This window comes from Streptomyces durmitorensis, assembly GCF_023498005.1.
Taxonomy (GTDB): Bacteria; Actinomycetota; Actinomycetes; order Streptomycetales; family Streptomycetaceae; genus Streptomyces; species Streptomyces durmitorensis.
The window spans coordinates 6,162,244-6,179,473 of the sequence record NZ_CP097289.1 but is presented as its reverse complement, the minus strand read 5'-3'; the positions used below and the strand labels follow the sequence as shown (position 1 = coordinate 6,179,473).

Below are 17,230 nucleotides of genomic sequence, written 5' to 3'. Positions count from 1 at the left end.
CCTAGGGAATGCGTGCGCGCTTGGCCAGGGGAACGTCAGTGATCTACCCGGGCATTCCCGGATACCGCGTGCTGGGGGCACATGCGAGGATCGTAGACATTCGTACAGGTCGTGCGATCCACGACTTCCCCCTGCGAGTACAAGGGAGTACCGCCCGTGCCCGGTGAGAATCTTTCCCGCGACGAGGCCCAGGAGAGGGCCGCGCTGTTGTCCGTCGACGGGTACGAGGTCTTTCTCGACCTGCGCTCCGCGATCGGCGAGAGCGTCCAGGAGCCGCGCACGTTCCGCTCCGTCACCACGATCCGCTTCCGCTCCGCCGAACCCGGCGCCGCGAGCTTCGCCGATCTGATCGCCCCGAGCGTCACGGCACTCTCCCTCAACGGCAAGGACCTGGACCCCTCCGAGGTCTTCGACGGCACCCGGATCACGCTTGAGGACCTGGCCGCGGAGAACGAACTGGTGGTGGACGCCCAGTGCGCCTACAGCCGCACCGGCGAGGGCATGCACCGCTTCGTCGACCCGGAGGACGGCGAGGTCTATCTCTACACGCAGTACGAACCGGCGGACTCACGGCGCGTCTTCGCCAACTTCGAGCAGCCCGACCTGAAGGCGCCTTTCCGGTTCTCGGTGCAGGCCCCCGACGGCTGGACCGCCTGGTCGAACGGCTCCGGTGAACTGGTCGACGGCGTATGGAAGTTCGCCGAGACGAAGCCGATCTCGACGTACATCACGGCTGTCGTCGCGGGTCCGTACCACTACGTGACGGATTCCTACAGCCGCACGTTCGACGACGGCACGACGCTGGACATCCCGCTCGGCGCGATGTGCAGGAAGGGCCTGGCCAAGCACTTCGACGCGGACGACGTCTTCCTGGTCACCAAGCAGGGGCTCGACTTCTTCCACGACCACTTCGACTACCCCTACCCCTTCGGGAAGTACGACCAGGCCTTCGTCCCCGAGTACAACCTGGGCGCGATGGAGAACCCCGGCTGCGTGACCTTCCGCGAGGAGTTCATCTTCCGCGGCAAGGTCACCCAGGCGTCGTACGAGCGCCGGGCCAACGTCATCCTGCACGAGATGGCGCACATGTGGTTCGGCGACCTGGTCACGATGCGCTGGTGGGACGACCTGTGGCTCAAGGAGTCCTTCGCCGACTTCATGGGCTCCTTCTCGATGGTCGAGGCGACGCGCTTCACCAACGGCTGGATCACCTTCGCCAACAACCGCAAGGCGTGGGCCTACCGCGCCGACCAGCTGCCCTCCACGCACCCGGTCACGGCCGACATCCGCGACCTGGAGGACGCCAAGCTCAACTTCGACGGGATCACGTACGCGAAGGGCGCATCAGTACTGAAGCAGCTCGTCGCCTACGTGGGCCGTGACGCGTTCCTCGAAGGCGCCCGGCGCTACTTCAAGCGCCACGCGTACGGGAACACCCGGCTCGGCGACCTCCTCTCGGTCCTTGAGGAGACCTCCGGGCGCGACATGGCGTCCTGGTCGCAGGCCTGGCTGCAGACGGCGGGCGTCAACTCCCTTACTCCGCAGGTCATTCTGAACGCGGAGGGCCGGATCACCGAGCTCTCCGTGGTGCAGGAGGCCGCCGAGTCCCACCCCGAACTGCGGCCGCACCGCGTGGCGGTGGGTCTGTACCGCCGCTCCCCCGAGGGCGAGCTGACGCGGTACGCACGCGCGGAGGTGGACGTCGACGGGCCGCGCACGGTCGTGTCCGAGCTGGCCGGCGAGGAGGCTCCCGACCTGGTCCTGGTCAACGACGACGACCTGACCTACTGCAAGATCCGCTTCGATGAGACCTCCCTCGACACGCTGCGGGCGCACCTCGGCGACATCACCGACCCGCTGGCCCGCGCGCTGTGCTGGTCCGCGCTGTGGAGCCTCACCCGGGACGGGCTCATGCCCGCGCGGGACTTCATCGGGCTCGTGCTGCGGTTCGCGGGGCGCGAGAGCGACATCGGGGTCCTGCAGATGCTGCACTCGTGGGCGGACTCGGCCCTCACGTTCTACGCGGCCCCCGAGTGGCGCGAGGAGGGCGGGCGCGCGCTCGCCGAGGGCGCGCTGCGGGAGCTGCGGATCGCGGAGCCCGGCAGCCAGAACCAGCTGACGTGGGCGAGGTTCTTCGCCGCGGTGGCCTCATCCGAGGCCGATCTTCAGCTGCTGCGGACCCTCCTTGAGGGGACGGCGAAGATCGACGGCCTGGACGTCGACCAGGAGCTGCGCTGGGCCTTCCTCGGCCCGCTGGCCGCGCACGGCGTCGCCGACGAGCAGATGCTCGCCGCCGAGCTGGTCCGGGACGACACGGCATCGGGCAAGCGGCACCAGGTGCGGTGCCTGGCCGCGCGGCCTTCCGAGGCGGTCAAGGCGCAGGCGTGGGCCTCCGTGGTGGAGTCCGACTCCCTGTCCAACGCGCTGGTGGGGGCGACGATCTCCGGCTTCGCCCAGTCCTCGCAGCGGGAGCTGACCGCTCCTTACGCGGAGCGGTACTTCGCCGCCATCGAGCGGGTGTGGGCCGAGCGGTCCATCCAGATCGGGATGGACGTGGTGAAGGGGCTGTTCCCGCACCTCCAGGACAGCCGGTCCACGGTGGACGCCGCCGACGCGTGGCTCGCCTCGCACGAGTCGGCCGCGCCCGCGCTGCGGCGGCTCGTGCTGGAAGCCAGGGACGACCTCGCGCGGTCGCTGCGGGCGCAGGCCTGCGACGCGGCCGCCGTTTCCTAGGCGAACCGGGGCGGGGTGCCCGCCGATCGCTGCTCGGCAGCTTCGGCGTGGCGCCCGCCCCGGAACGTACCGCGCACAAACGGACCTTTTCGGCAGTCGAACGTCTGCACTTTAGTGCGGGGTTGTCCGGTTATGTCGACGGGCGTGTAACAGCGGTTAGGGGGCGGATCGGCAGCGGGAATGGCCCGGTCATGAACCACAACACCCCGCTCTCCCCCCGCCCCCTCCGTCACCTCGCCGACGTCCAGCGGCGCGTCATGAGCACCGCCCAGCTCCGCGCCCACGGCGTCTCCCCTGCCGACGTCTCCGCCCACTGCCGCCCGGAAGGGCCCTGGCAGCAGCTGCTGCCAGGGGTCTGCCTGCTGCACCCGGGGCCGCCGACCAGTGAAGAGCGCCTGCACGGCGCCCTGTTGTTCGCGGGGCGGCCGCCGGCCAGGGCGGCGAAGACCGTGCCCGCGCAGCCCGGAGCGGGCGAGCCCCACGCCCCGTACGCCGACGCCCTGATCACCGGACTCGCGGCGCTCGCCCTGCACCGCTTCTCGTCGGCTCCCCCGCTGCTCTCCCTGGACCGCATCGACGTCCTCGTCCCGCGCACCCGGCGGCTGCGCTCCACCGGGTTCGTCCGGCTCGTGCGGCCCCCGGCGCTGCCGACCGCCGTACAGATCGGCGGAGTTCCCGTGGCCCCGGTGCCGCGCGCGCTCGCCGACGCCGTGGCGGGGCTCACCGACGCGGGCGCGGTGCGCAGACTGCTCACCGAGGCGGTGCGCGGCGGGCACTGCGAACCGGCCGCCGTCGTCCGGGAGTTGAACCACGCGCGGCTGCTGACCCGCCCCCATGTCGTGGACGCGGTGGACTCGCTGCTCGCCGAGGGGCGGGCCATCGCCGAGGACCGGCTCTACCAGATGGTCGCCGAGCACGGCCTGCCCGACCCCCTGTGGAACGTCGACCTGCGATTGCCCGGTGGGCCGCACCTGGGGGGCGTCGACGCCTACTGGCCGGATCTGGCCGTCGCGGTCGAGCTGGACACGCGGGCGCCCCGGCAGGGATTCCGGCAGGACGACGACGCGCTGTGGTCCGAATACGCCCGCAAGCGCGAGCACTTGGAGCGGCTCGGCATCACCGTCGTCCATCTGACGCCCAAGAAGCTGCGCGAGTCGCTCGAACAGCAGGCGACCGTCGTACGCACCGCCCTGATGGCATCGGCCGACCGCGATCCGGCCGCGTATGTGGTGGTGCTGCCGCGATAACCACCGGGCGGGAGGGGGGCGGGACCCGCACGTCGGGCCCCGCCGGCCACGGGTCACTTCCCGCAGAACTCCGCGTCCCGGATCGCGAACAAGTCGCCGTCCAGACTGTTGAAGTTCGCGGAGAGCGCATGGCCGCCGCGCTCGGTCACCAGGGTCATGGACGTCGAGCCCTGGATGTCGCCACCGTTGCCCCAGACGACTGTGCCGCAGGAGGTCTCGCGGCTCACCAGGCCGAGTCCGTAACCGTCGTGGGGCTTGTCCGGGTCCAGCACGACGGTCTTCTTCATCTCGGCGAGCTGCTTCTTGGGCAGGAGCTTGCCGCGCAGCAGGGCCGTGTAGAAGCGGTTCAGGTCGGCCGTGTCGGAGATCATCCCGCCCGACGAGCCTGCCATGGACGGATTGAGCTCCGTGACGTCGTGAAACGTGGCGTCCGGGGCCTTGGACAGCTTCATGTACGCCCGTGAACTCGGCTGAGGCATCGAGGAGTCCGTCTCCGGCACGCTGGTGGCGTCCAGGCCGAGCGGCTCGATGATGCGGCGCTTGATCTCGTCCGCGTACGACTCCCCCGTCACCTTCTTGATGATCATGCCTGCGAGGAGGTAGTTGGTGTTGGAGTAGTTCCAGCCCTCACCGGGTTCGAAGTCCGGCTCGTGGCGCATGGCGATGGCGACCTGCTGCTCGGGGGTCCAGGTGTCGTAGCGGTGCGCGAGGAACTTCTCGGTGAACATCTTCTCCTGGTAGCCGGGGTCGGACAGTACGTCGTAGATGCCGCTCGTGTGGTTGAGGAGCCGGCGCACCGTGACGCGGTCGCCGTCGTGGCCGTTGCCCTCGACCACGCCCGGCAGCCACCGGCCCACCTTGTCGTCGAGGCTCAGCTCGCCCTCGGCCACCAGCTGGAGCATCACCGTCGAGACGAAGGTCTTGGTGATACTGCCGACGCGGTAGCGGTCGTGGGCGCCGCGCGGGGTCCGCCGTTCGAGGTCGCCGATGCCCGCCGCGGAGTTCCAGGTTCCGTGCTTGTCCCTGACCTGGGCGGTGACGCCGGGGGCGTTCTCGCCGACGGCGGCCTCCATCGCCTTCTGTGTCGCCCGGTGCCGGTCGCCGTGCCCGCCACCACCGGACTCCCCTGCGAGCGCGAACGCGGGCGCCCCGAACGCCCCCGCCGCCACCGCCATGGCCACCACCGCGGCCACCCCCACCAGCCCTCTTCCGCGCACTGCCATATTTCCCCCTCTGCTCACCACGTGCTGTCGGCGGGAGGGACTCGTGGGACTGGTGCGGAGGTTGACCACCGCGGGCGGGTTGGGCGGTTTTCAGCCCTTCTTGAGGATCAGTTCCGTGTTCCGGTCGCCCGGCTCGCCGCCCAGCGCGGGCTTGGCGCCGGGGGCGTTGAAGGACAGTTCGCGGTAGAGCGCGGCGAGGCCGGTCTGGGAGAGGTCCGCGTAGTCCGTGCGGTGCGGGGCCGACGACTCGATGAGGGTGGTGAAGAGGGAGATCGTGCCGTCGTGGTTGTCGCTCAGCTCCACCACGCGGGCCAGCTGCGGGAAGTCGATGTGCGAGGCCGTGGAGACCTCCCAGAACGAACCGCGCGGGGTCTGGTGCGCGGTGATGGCGTTCTTGTGGCTGTGCCCGTTGACCCAGGCGAGGACGGCGGAGTGGCGGCCCAGCAGGGAGACGATCTCGTCGCCGCCGTGCCTGCCCTCGCGCGGACGGTCCGGGTCCTGGCGCAGATTGCGCATGGTCCTGCTGGTGTGGTGGCTGAAGACGACGACGTACGAACCGCCGCCGTCCTTCTCCTCGTTGGCCTTCAACTCCCGCTCCAGCCACTCCATCTGGGCCGTGCCGAGCGAGCCCTCGTAGTGGCCGCCGGGGTCCGTCGAGTCCAGGCTGATGCCCAGTACGTCGTCGCTGATGCGGAAGGAGTAGTACTGGGTGCCGGATTCGAGGTTCTCCTGCGTGTAGCCGTGGCCCGCGGGGCCGTGGCCCTTGTACGCGGGGTCGAGGTGGGCCTTGACGTACTCGGCGGGGGTGAAGGGCGCGCGGCTCTCGTCCGGGGTCACCGAGCGCATCCGCCGCGCCTCGCTCTTCAGGAGCTCCTTGAACTGTGCGCCCTTGGGGTCGCGGCCCTTCTTGACGGCCTTCCACAGGGCGGCGCCGCGCGACTCGTCGAGGGACATCAACTTCCGGCCGCCGACGGCGAATTCGGAGAAGTACGAGTCGCCGGGTCCCCAGCAGCCGCCGGGCAGCGCGTCGTGGTTGCCGACGGTCGAGTACCAGGGAAGGCCGAGCCCGGGGCTGTTGACCTCGCGGAGCGCGGCCTCCAGGAAGCCGTCGATCTGCGGGAAGCCGAGGGCCTTGTCGGAGTCGCGGCGGCGGTCGTCCGGGTGCCAGTACAGCTTCAGGCCGCTGTCCTGGACGCCTTCGTAGCGGCGCGGGTCACCGGTGTTGGGATTGATGCGCCCGCCGCTCATGGCCTTGAGGAACCAGTCGAGCTCGGAGCGTGAGTTGTTGTCCGTGTTGTCGCCCGTCGTCACCACGCAGTGCAGCGGCGATCCGGTGGCGGGCGCGCCGCGCAGCGCGTTGACCCGCTCGACGAGCGCGACCGCGCCGGCCACCGAGAGGGCTTCCTGCGGGCGCCAGGCGCTCGCGGTCTGGGCGCGCAGGTACTCGTACCGCAGCGGATGCTGCACGTCGACCAGGTGCAGGTCGGTGAACTGGACGAACGCGGCGAGCGGGGTGCGCCGCCCCTCGCGGCCGCTCTTGGCCGCGGCGAGGTCACCGCGGACCACCCGGTCCCAGGCGGGCCCGTCCCCAAGACGCCGGTAGCCGGATGCGCCGCGCGGGGCGGCGACGGTGCCCAGCGTGGTGCCGCCCCGGTAGGGCATCAGGGGCGCGGCGGGCGCCTGCCGGGAGAGCGCGACGGGGGCGGGTCCGCTGGCGGCGGCGTGGCTGGTGGCGGGCCGCAGGGCGTAGCCGATGCCCGCGGAGAGGGAGACGGCTCCGGTGGTCGCGAGGAAGGCCCGGCGGTCCACGGAGGAAGCGGCACGGGATGCGGCACGAGAGGCCGCGTGGGTGGCGGTCTGGGCGGCGGTGGCGACAGAGCGTGTGCGCGACATGGCGCGGTCTCCCCGATTGCAAACGCGTCGGCAGTGGTCGCGGGCAGCTCCGCAGTGGGCGAAATTCCCGCTCGTACTGGATCGTTGACATCCGGGATGACCTGCACGTTAACGAGACCGCAACGGGCAACGCCGATCACCGTACGTGGATCATCAGGCACCCTGTGCAGTCATGAACCCCTCTCCGGCCGGAGAGGAGGCGGTCACTCCACGTTCATCTTCCGGGGAAGGGAAGGTCCTGGACAGGCTCAGGAGGGGACCGCCAGGTGACCGTCGCCGGGGCGGGTCCGCCACAGGTCGAGCCCGATGTCGACGAGTCCGACCCGGTCGAGGTCGGCGACCGCGTCCAGCGCGTGCCAGGCCGCGAGATCGGTCGAACCGTCCCGCTCGTGACGCAGCTCGCCGCCGGTGATGCGCGCCTCGTAGACGATGCGCAGGCCGTGGAAGTCGGCGACGGCGCCGAGCTTGCGCGGATAGCGGCGCCGCAGGGAGTCGACACCGAGCAGCCCGACGGGCTCGATGACATACCCCGTCTCCTCGTCGGCCTCACGGATCACCGTGTCGTACGGGTCCTCGCCGTGGTCCATCCCGCCGCCGGGCAGCGTCCAGCGCTTGCTGCCGTCGCCCGCCACCCAGCGGGCGAGCAGCAGCTGCCCGTCCTGCACGCATACGGCGTAGGCCGCCACCCGAAGCTCTTTGTTCACAGAGTGACGCTAGTCCTCCTGGCCCGGATTGGCAGGGGAGTACTCCGGAGCGGTCCAGCTCCAGGGGCTCGCGCCGAAGGTCTCCACCGCCTCGGTGAGGGTGAAGCGGACCGTGCGGGAGCCGTCGTCCGCGTACTCGGTGCGGGCCGTGCCGGTGAGCTGGAGGGTCATGCCGGTCACCCAGTCGAGGAAGAGGAGGCCGGCGCGGGGGTCGGTGGTGAGGTTGCCGAGGGACAGGAACATGGAGTTGCCGGGGTAGTCCCGCCACACGAGTTCATAGGGGGAAGGGACGTGGACGAAGCCGGGGTTGCCGCCCCGGTGGCTTGCGTCGGCGCCTTCCGCGTGGACGGTGGCGAGGAAGAAGGTGTCCGCCTCGGCCAGGAACGCACGCTGGTCGCCGGTGAGCTTCACTCCATGGCGGGGCGCGGACGGGCGGCCCGGCATGGCGCCCGGCGGCAGCTCCCGCTTCTGGATGTACTTGGGGCAGTTCGAGAAGACCTGGTCGGCCTCGATCGCCAGGCCGCGGGGGGTCGGCCGGGCCCGTCCGTTCAGGCGCATGCGGCGCCTGGTGCGGGGGTCCAGGGCGATGGTGCCCACGGGGGTGCCCTCCTGGGCGAGGGCCCCCGCGAGGGGGTCGGCTCGGCGCGGGCCGCCCGCGACCGATATCTGGTGCGGCCCCGTGGCCCGCACGAACCCGGGTTCACCGGTGAGCAGCGAGGCCCAGACGGCGCCCGCCGGGTCCGCGCCGCCGATCACCAGCATGGGCTGGATCTCCAGGAAGGCTGCGGCGACGGGGCGGATGCCGTCGCCGATGGACCGGCCCACGTGATCGGCCGCCTCCCGCACGCCGACGAGGTCCTGAACGGCGCGGGAACCGTGGTGGTACGGGACGTGCGGGACCATGTCGCTCCTGAGTGACGGGTGGGTGGGCGGGAGAACTCCGCCGCGAAGCGGCGGGTCAGGCGGGTCTAGGGGGCAGGGGGCTCAGAAGAACCCACAGGTCGGCGCGGCAACCACCGGGGCACGATCCGAGGCGCCCACGCCAGATGCCGCGTAGATTTCGAGGCGCGTGCCGTCCGGGTCATGGAAGAAGATCCCGCCTGACGCGGCACCCTCGCCGTGCGAGACGACTCCCTCGTAGGCGAACTCCACCCCGTACGCGCGCAGAGCACTCTCGTACGCCCGCACCTCCTCGATGGTGTCCACCTCCAGCGCCAGGTGGTGCAGGCCCGCGTTCGAAGCCGCGTATGCCGCGTCCGCCTGCTGCCAGAGCGTGAGCGCGGGGCTCCCGCCCTCGCCCAGGAAGGCGAACCTGCGGCCCTCTTCCTTGCCCTCGCTGATCACGCCGTAGCCGATGACGTCGCGGTAGAAGGCGAGCGAGCGCTCGATGTCCGTGACGTTCAGGCCGATGTGGCCGGTGCGGAGTGTGCCGGTCGCGGTCATGACTCTCCTTTTGCCCGAAGAAAACTAACCTGTGAAAGTGACTTTAGAGGTTAGAAGGAGAGGGCGTCAACCAGTCACGTACTCTTTGCTGGTTAGCCCTGAAGGGAGCCTCCATGTCCGCCGCACCCCGCGATCCGCGCCCTCTCGTCGGCGAGCCGCTCTCCCTGGACCTGCTCAACACCCGGTGGATGGCGGACGGCGCGCGCCAGGATCTGCTGACCGATGTCGACGGGCTCACCGTCTGGCTCGCCGCCAACGGACTCGACGACCGGTTCGGCGCGGACGAGGCGACGCTGGAGCACGTGCTGCGGGCGCGCGACGCGATCTCCACCGTCGTGGACGGCCCGGACACCGCCGCCGGGATCGCCCGTGTCAACAAGATCCTCGGGCACGGGCGGATCCGGGCGACCCTGACCGCGCAAGGGCCGGGCGAGGAGCCCGAGTTCAGGGACGCGACCTGGGGCGCGGCCTGGCTTGCGGCCCGGGACTATCTGACGCTGCTCGCCACCGCACCGGACCGGATCAGGCCCTGCGCCCACGAGGCGTGCGTCCTGCACTTCTTCGACACCTCGCGCAACGGCACGCGGCGGTGGTGCTCCATGGCCGCCTGCGGCAATCGGGCGAAGGCCTCACGCCATTACGCACGGGGCCGCGAGGCCTAGGCCTAGCGGGGCCCGAGGGTAATCACCCGCTATGTCGTCGATGGCGTATGGCGGGATTGCGTCACGCCGCGATCGTAACCTGACAACTCTCCCCAATCAGCGGTCACTTACGTAAGGCTGAGCGGTCATCCGGTTCCGGATTCCGGACCTTTTCGACCTTTACGTACAGGGATGCTGATGCACAGATCCAGTGCTAGACGCACGACCCGTCTCGCGATAGCCGTCGGCCTGACCGCCGCGCTCTCCGCCGCCGGGCCCATACCCATGGCCTTCGCGGCCGACGGGGACCCCGGGGGCCCTGGAGGCCAGAGCACCCCCAAGTCCGCGGAGAAGAAGCTCGGCTCGGCCGACGCCGATCTCCTCGCGGACGCGAAGGCGGACGGCGAGAAGACCGTCACGATGATGGTCGCCACCGCTCCCGGCGCCACCGAGCAGGTCGCCGGCCAGCTCGACGCCGTCAAGGGCGGTTCGGTCGGGCAGACGTACGACAAGCTCGGCTACGTACGCGCCACCGTGCCCACCGCGAAGGCCGAGGCCGCCATCGAGGCCGCCGGGAAGCTGTCGTCCGTGCACGGCATCGACCTGCGGCACGAGATCGAGCTCGACGACCCGACGCCCGCCGCCGACCGCGCCAAGGGCGCGAAGACTGCGGCCGAGGGGACGTACGCCGGGCCCGGCAAGGACACCCCGGCGAAGAACCCGTACAACCCGTCCTTCGAGACGGGCGCCGTCGACTTCGTGAAGAAGCACCCGAAGGCGGACGGCCGCGGCACCACCATCGGCATCCTCGACTCCGGCGTCGACCTGGGGCACCCCGCGCTCCAGAAGACCACCACGGGCGAGCGGAAGATCACCGACTGGGTGACCGCGACCGACCCGATCGTGGACGCGGACGCCACCTGGCGGCGCATGACCAACCCCGTCACAGGACCCGTCTTCACCTGGGACAGCGAGACGTGGAAGGCCCCGGCGGGCTCCTTCCAGGTCAACCGCTTCCGCGAGTCGGCCACCACCGGCGGCGACGCCAAGGGCGACATCAACCGCGACGGCGACACCACCGACAGCTGGGGCGTGCTCTACGACCCGGCCGCGGGCACGGTCCGCGTCGACCTGAACGACAACAACGACTTCACCGACGACGAGACGATGAAGCCGTACAAGGACGGCCATCAGGTCGCCTACTTCGGCAAGGACGACCCGGCGACCGACGTCGTCGAGCGCGTCCCCTTCGTCGTCGAGATCCGCAAGGACGTGCCGACCGACCCGTACGGCGGCGACTGGGTCGGCAAGAAGGCCGACTTCGTCAACATCGGCGTCATCGAGTCCGAGCACGGCACGCACGTCGCGGGCATCACCGCGGCCAACGGCCTGTTCGGCGGCAAGATGAACGGCGCGGCGCCCGGCGCCAAGCTCGTCTCGTCGCGCGCCTGCACCTGGACCGGCGGCTGCACGAACGTCGCGCTCACCGAGGGCATGATCGACCTCGTCACGAAGCGCGGCGTCGACATCGTGAACATGTCGATCGGCGGCCTCCCGGCCCTGAACGACGGCAACAACGCGCGCGCCGAGCTCTACAAGCGCCTCATCGACGAGTACGGCGTCCAGCTGGTGATCTCCGCGGGCAACTCGGGCCCCGGCGCGAACACCATCGGCGACCCGAGCCTGGCCGACAAGGTCATCTCGGTCGGCGCCTCCATCTCCAAGGAGACCTGGGCCGCCAACTACGGCTCCGCCGTGGAGAAGTCGTACGCGATGATGAACTTCTCCTCGCGCGGCCCGCGCGAGGACGGCGGCTTCGCGCCGATCATCTCCGCGCCCGGCTCGGCCATCAACACCACGCAGACCTGGCTGCCGGGCTCCCCGGTCGCCGAGGCGGGCTACCAACTGCCCGCCGGTTACTCGATGTTGCAGGGTACGTCGATGGCGTCCCCGCAGGCCGCGGGCGCCTCGGCGCTGCTGCTCTCCGCCGCGAAGCGCGAGGGCGTCGACCTGACCCCGGCGAAGCTGCGCACGGCGCTGACCTCGACGGCGGACCGCATCCGCGGCGAGCAGGCGTACGCGCAGGGCACCGGCCTGATCAACGTGGTCGACGCCTGGAACGCCATCGAGGACGACGCGAAGGCGCACACGTACACGGTGAAGGCCCCGGTCGACACCGCCCTGGAGCAGGAGCTGAAGAAGCCCGGCACCGGCATCTACGACCGTGAGGGCGGTCTGAAGACCGGCGAGAAGCGGACGTACGACGTCACGATCACCCGCACCTCGGGCCCGGACCGCGGCATCCGCCACGAGCTGGACCTGGTCAACAACCACGAGCGCACCTTCGAGCTGCTCGGCAAGGGCGCGGTGACGCTGCCCCTGAACAAGCCGGTCACGGTCAAGGTGCAGGCGAAGGCCAAGTCGGCGGGCGTGCACAGCGCGATCCTGACGGTCGACGACGAGCGCTCCGAGGGCATCGACCAGCAGATCATGTCGACGGTCGTCGTCTCGAAGCCGCTGGCCAAGCCCGCGTACACGTTCTCGGCGTCCGACTCCGTGCAGCGCAACAGCACCAAGTCGTACTTCGTGACGGTCCCCAAGGGCGCCAAGTCCCTGGAGGTGGCGCTCGGCGGCCTGAAGGACAAGAGCCAGACGCGGTTCATCGCGGTGCACCCCTACGGTGTCCCGGTCGACTCGACGTCGTCGCTGACCTGCTACGCGAACTACGACAACCCGGCCAACACCTGCCGCCCCGACCTGCGTTCGTACCCCGAGCCGCAGGCGGGCGTGTGGGAGATCGAGGTCGAGTCGCGCAGGACGTCGCCGCTCCTGGACAACCCCTACAAGCTGGACGTCTCCGCGCTGGGTGTCGCCTTCGACCCCGCCGTGCAGACGGTGCCGGAGGCGAAGGTCGGTACTCCGGCGCCCGTCTCCTGGAAGGTCACCAACAACTTCGCCGCGGTGGACGGCAAGTTGAAGGGCGGCCCGCTCGGCTCCGCGAAGGCAGCGAAGCCGTCGATCAAGCAGGGTGAGACGCAGACGACGACCGTGGTCGTGCCCGAGGGCGCGGAGCGGCTCGACGTCGCCATCGGTTCGACGGCGGACACCGCCGCGGACCTCGACCTGTCGGTCTCGAAGGACGGCGCTGTCGTGGGTTCGTCGGCGGACGGCGACTCGGAGGAGTCGGTCAGCCTCACGAAGCCCGCGGCGGGTACGTACGAGATCGAGGTGGCGGGCTACTCGATCCCGTCCGGCACCACGGCGTACGACTACCGTGACGTCTTCTTCTCGGGCGCGCTCGGCTCGGTGAAGGTCGACGAGTCGGCGCCGGTGAAGCTGGCGAACGGGGCTTCCGCGGAGGTCTCCGCCCAGGTCGCGGCGGATGCGCCGGCGGCCGAGGGGCGTCAGCTGTTCGGCGAGGTGTCTCTGCTGAACGGCCGGGGCACGGTTGCCGGGACCGGCAGCGTGATCATCGAGAAGGTCGCCTCGTAGGGGCCTCTCCTGTGACAAGACTCCGGCCGGGCTGGTTCTCCAGCCCGGCCGGTGCGTTACTCCCGGCGCGTGTCCGCGCCGCTCAGCACCGCATCCCCTCCGCCCGCGGCAGCGCCCGCTCGATCCACTCCCGGTCCTTGGCGATGTCCTTCGCGCCGGTGGACCAGATGTCCGGCGTCGCCTCGCCCTTCGCGATGCCGATCAGGGTCCGGTCGCCCGGGCGGAGCCGCGGGTCCACGTCCACGTTCATCACGAACGTGATCTGTTTCTCCCCCTTGCTCGGCTTGTAGTAGCGGGATACGTCCAGGACGATCCGGTCCTGGACGCCGCCGGGGATCGGTTCGACCCGCCTCACCGAGCCCTCCACGATGAGCCGCGCGCACGCCACGTACCCCTCGGGCGAGAGATCCTCGGCGGCCCCGCCCCCGTTCTCCTTCTCATCCCCCGGAGCCACCCCCTTCGCCGCGTCGGAGTCGGAGCTCTCGGTCATCCCGCCCCCGCTCTCCATCGCGAGCCAGGCGAGCCCGCCCACCAGCGAGGCCGCCGCGGTGGCCGCGGCCACTCCGAGCGCCGCCGTGAAGCGCCGACGCCGGAGACCGGCGGGGCGTACGGCGACGACCGGCCTCGGGGCCGCCCTCTCCGGAGCCGCCAGCGCCCGCCCGACCAGCCCGATGTGCTCCCGGAGCAGTGCGACATCCGCCAGGGCCTCGGCATGCTCCGTCACGAGCTCCGGATCCCGGCCGGAGTCCTCGGGCAGCGGCTCGTCCGTGAGGGCGAGCATCAGCGCGTCGTGGTCGTAGGAGGGGTCGTACTCGTACTCGTCCTTGGCCACCGTCACACCACCTCGCCCTCGTGCAGCCGCGTCCGCAGCACCCGTACCGCCGTATGCAGCCTGCTCTTGACCGTGCCCTCCGGAATGCCCAGCTCGTCGGCTATCGCCCGTACCGGCAGATCGGCGTAGAAGCGCAGGACGACGACCTGCCGCTGTGTGTCGGGCAGCGCGTCCAGGCCCTGCGTCACGGCCATCGACAGTGCCCGCGACTCCGCCCCGTCCTCGTCCGTCGCCTCCCGCCACAGCACGGCGAGCCGCTCCCCGAGCCGCTCCTGCCTGCGGCGCGCCCGGTGCCAGTCCATGGCCAGGTTGGAGGCGACGACCGCCGCCCACGCGGACACGTCACGCGGCGCCTCGCGCCCGTCCGCCGCCCTCTCCAGGAGCTTGAGCCTGACCTGCTGGACGCCGTCGGGCAGATCGGCGTGCGGCACCCCGCCGAGCGCGAGCACCGCCCGCACCCGGTCCTCCTGGGCCGCGTCGAGCGGATCCGCCCTCTCCCGCCGGTCCCGTCGCATTCTTCCGCGCAGCAAGACACCCCTCCCGTCCCCGCGTTTCCCCTAGGACGCCGGGAGCGCCCGAAACGTTCGGTCCAGGTCCAGGTGCGGTCCAGGGGAATGTGACATCCCGAACTTCGGACAATGGATTGGACAAGGCGCCCGTGGACAGACGCATCATGGAACGGCGCAGGCCAAAGCCTGTGCCCATGCACATACGGAGGATGTCCCTGTGAAGGTCGGAATCGTCGGAGCCACCGGTCAGGTCGGCACGGTCATGCGCAAGATCCTCGTCGAGCGGGACTTCCCGGTGGACGAGCTGCGTCTGTTCGCCTCGGCCCGCTCGGCCGGCTCGGTCCTCGACGGTGTGACGGTCGAGGACGCCTCGACGGCCGACTACAGCGGCCTCGACATCGTCCTGTTCTCGGCGGGCGGCGCCACCTCGAAGGCGCTGGCCGAGAAGGTCGCGTCGCAGGGCCCCGTCGTGATCGACAACTCCTCGGCCTGGCGGATGGACCCCCAGGTCCCCCTCGTCGTCTCCGAGGTCAACCCGCACGCGATCGCGGACCGCCCCAAGGGCATCATCGCCAACCCGAACTGCACGACGATGGCCGCCATGCCGGTCCTGAAGCCGCTGCACAAGGAGGCCGGGCTCACCGCGCTCGTCGTGGCGACGTACCAGGCCGTGTCCGGCTCGGGTCTCGCCGGTGTCGACGAGCTCTTCGAGCAGGTCAAGAAGGTCGGCGACGACGGCCCCAAGCTCACGCACGACGGCTCGGCCGCGGAGTTCCCCGCGCCGAACAAGTACGTCGCGCCGATCGCGTACAACGTCCTGCCGATGGCGGGCTCCATCGTCGACGACGGTCTGAACGAGACCGACGAGGAGCAGAAGCTCCGCAACGAATCCCGCAAGATCCTGGAGATCCCGGCCCTCAAGGTCTCCGGCACCTGCGTCCGCGTGCCGGTCTTCACCGGTCACTCGCTCCAGGTCAACGCCCGTTTCGAGCGTCCGCTGAGCGCCGAGCGCGCCACCGAGATCCTCTCGTCGGCCGAGGGCGTCGTCCTCACTGACGTCCCGACCCCGCTGGTCGCTGCGGGCAAGGACGACGCCTTCGTGGGCCGCATCCGCACCGACGAGACGGCGGAGAACGGCCTGGCCTTCTTCATCTCCGACGACAACCTCCGCAAGGGTGCCGCGCTGAACGCGGTGCAGATCGCGGAGCTGGTGGCGGCCGAGCTCAAGGGCTAGGTCCCACCTCGTCTCACGTACGCCGACAGGGGCGGACACCGGTCTTCATCCGGTGGCCGCCCCCTTCGCATGCCCGGCGTCCGCCCCCTTCGCGTACGCCACGACAAGCAAGGCCAGCGCCGCGAGGCCGCCCCCGAGCCACAGCACGTCCGTCGTCCCGAAGCCGTCCGCGACCAGGCCGCCGGTCAGCGCGCCCAGGGCTATCGCCGCGTTGAACACCCCGGCGAAGAGCGCCGACGCCGCCTCACGGGCGCGGGGGGCCGCGGCGAGCACCCACTGCTGGGTGGAGACCGAGACCCCGCCGTAGGCCAGGCCCCACGCGACCAGGAGCGCCACCGACGCGAGGAGCGAGCCGCCCGCGGGGCCCAGGAGCAGGACCACGGCGGCGAGGCCCGCGCTGATGGCGAGCAGCGCCCGGCGCGGGTCGCGGGCAGCGAGCGCGCCGCCCGCGAAGTTGCCGACGATGCCCGCGATCCCGTACGCGAGGAGCAGCCCGCTGATCAGCCCGGCGCCCAGGTCGGGCACCCGTTCAAGGACGGGGCGTACGTAGGTGTACGCGGCGAAGTGCCCGGTCACCAGGAGCAGCACCACCAGGAGCCCGGCCCGCAGCCGCGCGCCCCGCAGCAGCCCGGGGAACGCGCCGAGCCGTATCGCCGCCGAGGACGGCAGTGGCGGAAGCGTCGCCGCGAGCAGCCCGGCCACGGCGAGCGCGAACGCCCCCATCACGGCGAACGCCCAGCGCCAGCCCGCGAGTTCACCGAGGAACGTACCGGCGGGGACGCCGAGCACGGACGCCACCGCGATCCCGCTGAAGATCACCGTGGTGGCCCGCCCCGCTGACTCCTCACGCACGAGCCGTACGCCGAGCCCGGCCGCGATCGCCCACACGCCCCCGATGCAGACCCCCACAAGAACCCGCGCGGCGAGCAGCACGCCGAAGGCGGGCGCGAGGGCGGAGAGAACGTTGGCGGCGGCGAGCAGGACCATCAGCGCGCACAGCACCGTCCGCCGGTCGGCGCGCCGCACGGCGACGGGAAGGAGCAGGGCGGCGAGCGCCGCGACCACGCCGGGCAGCGTGACGGTCAGGCCCGCGCTCCCGTCGGACACGCCGAGCCCGGAGGAGAGGGAGGTGAGGAGGCCGACCGGCAGCATTTCCGTGGTGACGACGGAGAAGGTGGTGGCGGCGACGGTGAGGACGGACAGGGGCAGGGAGCGCTGCGGCTCGGGGAGTTCGGCGACTTCGGGGAGTTCGGGGGATGTGTCCGGGGTGGCGTTCATG

At 70.9% G+C, this 17,230-nt stretch carries 13 protein-coding genes; 5 read left to right on the top strand and 8 right to left on the bottom strand.

Annotated features, from left to right (window positions below):
- The first annotated feature begins 156 nt into the window (after positions 1-156).
- Both pepN and M4V62_RS27565 read left to right on the top strand, forming a co-directional pair.
- Positions 157-2,733 carry an aminopeptidase N gene (gene pepN / locus M4V62_RS27570; protein WP_249589902.1) on the top strand — a complete coding sequence of 859 codons (2,577 nt, stop codon included), beginning with the start codon at positions 157-159 and terminating at the stop codon, positions 2,731-2,733.
- A 191-nt stretch (positions 2,734-2,924) separates the two neighbouring features.
- Positions 2,925-3,980: a hypothetical protein gene (locus M4V62_RS27565; protein ID WP_249589901.1), complete on the top strand. Its 1,056-nt coding sequence runs from the start codon at positions 2,925-2,927 to the stop codon at positions 3,978-3,980.
- A gap of 53 nt (positions 3,981-4,033) precedes the next feature.
- On the opposite strand, the gene M4V62_RS27560 is transcribed toward M4V62_RS27565, so the two are convergent.
- The 5 genes from M4V62_RS27560 to M4V62_RS27540 form a co-directional block, all read right to left on the bottom strand.
- Positions 4,034-5,203, bottom strand: coding sequence for a serine hydrolase domain-containing protein (locus tag M4V62_RS27560; RefSeq protein WP_249589900.1), 1,170 nt, complete (start codon positions 5,201-5,203; stop codon positions 4,034-4,036).
- A gap of 90 nt (positions 5,204-5,293) precedes the next feature.
- Positions 5,294-7,096, bottom strand: coding sequence for a TIGR03767 family metallophosphoesterase (locus M4V62_RS27555; RefSeq protein WP_249589899.1), 1,803 nt, complete (start codon positions 7,094-7,096; stop codon positions 5,294-5,296).
- A 248-nt stretch (positions 7,097-7,344) separates the two neighbouring features.
- The gene (locus tag M4V62_RS27550; protein WP_249589898.1) at positions 7,345-7,800 is read right to left on the bottom strand and encodes an NUDIX hydrolase; all 456 of its coding nucleotides are present in this window, start codon (positions 7,798-7,800) and stop codon (positions 7,345-7,347) included.
- Positions 7,801-7,809: 9 nt separating this feature from the next.
- Positions 7,810-8,703, bottom strand: a complete 894-nt coding sequence (locus tag M4V62_RS27545; protein ID WP_249589897.1) for a pyridoxamine 5'-phosphate oxidase family protein — start codon at positions 8,701-8,703, stop codon at positions 7,810-7,812.
- An 81-nt stretch (positions 8,704-8,784) separates the two neighbouring features.
- Positions 8,785-9,243: a VOC family protein gene (locus tag M4V62_RS27540; protein WP_249589896.1), complete on the bottom strand. Its 459-nt coding sequence runs from the start codon at positions 9,241-9,243 to the stop codon at positions 8,785-8,787.
- A 113-nt stretch (positions 9,244-9,356) separates the two neighbouring features.
- Here M4V62_RS27540 and M4V62_RS27535 point away from each other — a divergent pair, with 113 nt between their 5' ends.
- Together M4V62_RS27535 and M4V62_RS27530 are read left to right on the top strand one after the other, a co-directional pair.
- Positions 9,357-9,905, top strand: a complete 549-nt coding sequence (locus M4V62_RS27535; RefSeq protein WP_249589895.1) for a CGNR zinc finger domain-containing protein — start codon at positions 9,357-9,359, stop codon at positions 9,903-9,905.
- A gap of 177 nt (positions 9,906-10,082) precedes the next feature.
- Positions 10,083-13,376, top strand: a complete 3,294-nt coding sequence (locus tag M4V62_RS27530) for a S8 family serine peptidase (protein ID WP_249589894.1) — start codon at positions 10,083-10,085, stop codon at positions 13,374-13,376.
- Positions 13,377-13,458: 82 nt separating this feature from the next.
- Here M4V62_RS27530 and M4V62_RS27525 read toward each other — a convergent pair whose 3' ends face one another.
- Together M4V62_RS27525 and M4V62_RS27520 are read right to left on the bottom strand one after the other, a co-directional pair.
- On the bottom strand, positions 13,459-14,208 hold the full coding sequence (locus tag M4V62_RS27525) for a hypothetical protein (protein WP_249589893.1): 750 nt from the start codon (positions 14,206-14,208) through the stop codon (positions 13,459-13,461).
- A gap of 2 nt (positions 14,209-14,210) precedes the next feature.
- Entirely contained in the window at positions 14,211-14,738 is a 528-nt protein-coding gene (locus M4V62_RS27520) for a sigma-70 family RNA polymerase sigma factor (RefSeq protein WP_425575220.1), read from the bottom strand.
- Between the two features lie 196 nt (positions 14,739-14,934).
- Between M4V62_RS27520 and M4V62_RS27515 the strand changes: the two genes are divergently transcribed.
- Positions 14,935-15,951, top strand: a complete 1,017-nt coding sequence (locus M4V62_RS27515) for an aspartate-semialdehyde dehydrogenase (protein ID WP_249589892.1) — start codon at positions 14,935-14,937, stop codon at positions 15,949-15,951.
- Between the two features lie 45 nt (positions 15,952-15,996).
- Here M4V62_RS27515 and M4V62_RS27510 read toward each other — a convergent pair whose 3' ends face one another.
- A complete protein-coding gene (locus tag M4V62_RS27510; RefSeq protein WP_249589891.1) occupies positions 15,997-17,229 on the bottom strand; it encodes an MFS transporter in 1,233 nt (410 codons plus the stop codon).
- Between the last annotated feature and the right edge of the window lies 1 nt (position 17,230).

What these genes read in the sequence shown, in the direction of transcription:
- M4V62_RS27565 (WP_249589901.1), top strand. Translation starts at nt 2,925, where the DNA reads ATGAACCACAACACCCCGCTCTCCCCCCGCCCCCTCCGTCACCTCGCC.
- M4V62_RS27560 (WP_249589900.1), bottom strand. Translation starts at nt 5,203, where the DNA reads ATGGCAGTGCGCGGAAGAGGGCTGGTGGGGGTGGCCGCGGTGGTGGCC.
- M4V62_RS27555 (WP_249589899.1), bottom strand. Translation starts at nt 7,096, where the DNA reads ATGTCGCGCACACGCTCTGTCGCCACCGCCGCCCAGACCGCCACCCAC.
- M4V62_RS27545 (WP_249589897.1), bottom strand. Translation starts at nt 8,703, where the DNA reads ATGGTCCCGCACGTCCCGTACCACCACGGTTCCCGCGCCGTTCAGGAC.
- M4V62_RS27540 (WP_249589896.1), bottom strand. Translation starts at nt 9,243, where the DNA reads ATGACCGCGACCGGCACACTCCGCACCGGCCACATCGGCCTGAACGTC.
- M4V62_RS27535 (WP_249589895.1), top strand. Translation starts at nt 9,357, where the DNA reads ATGTCCGCCGCACCCCGCGATCCGCGCCCTCTCGTCGGCGAGCCGCTC.
- M4V62_RS27530 (WP_249589894.1), top strand. Translation starts at nt 10,083, where the DNA reads ATGCACAGATCCAGTGCTAGACGCACGACCCGTCTCGCGATAGCCGTC.
- M4V62_RS27510 (WP_249589891.1), bottom strand. Translation starts at nt 17,229, where the DNA reads ATGAACGCCACCCCGGACACATCCCCCGAACTCCCCGAAGTCGCCGAA.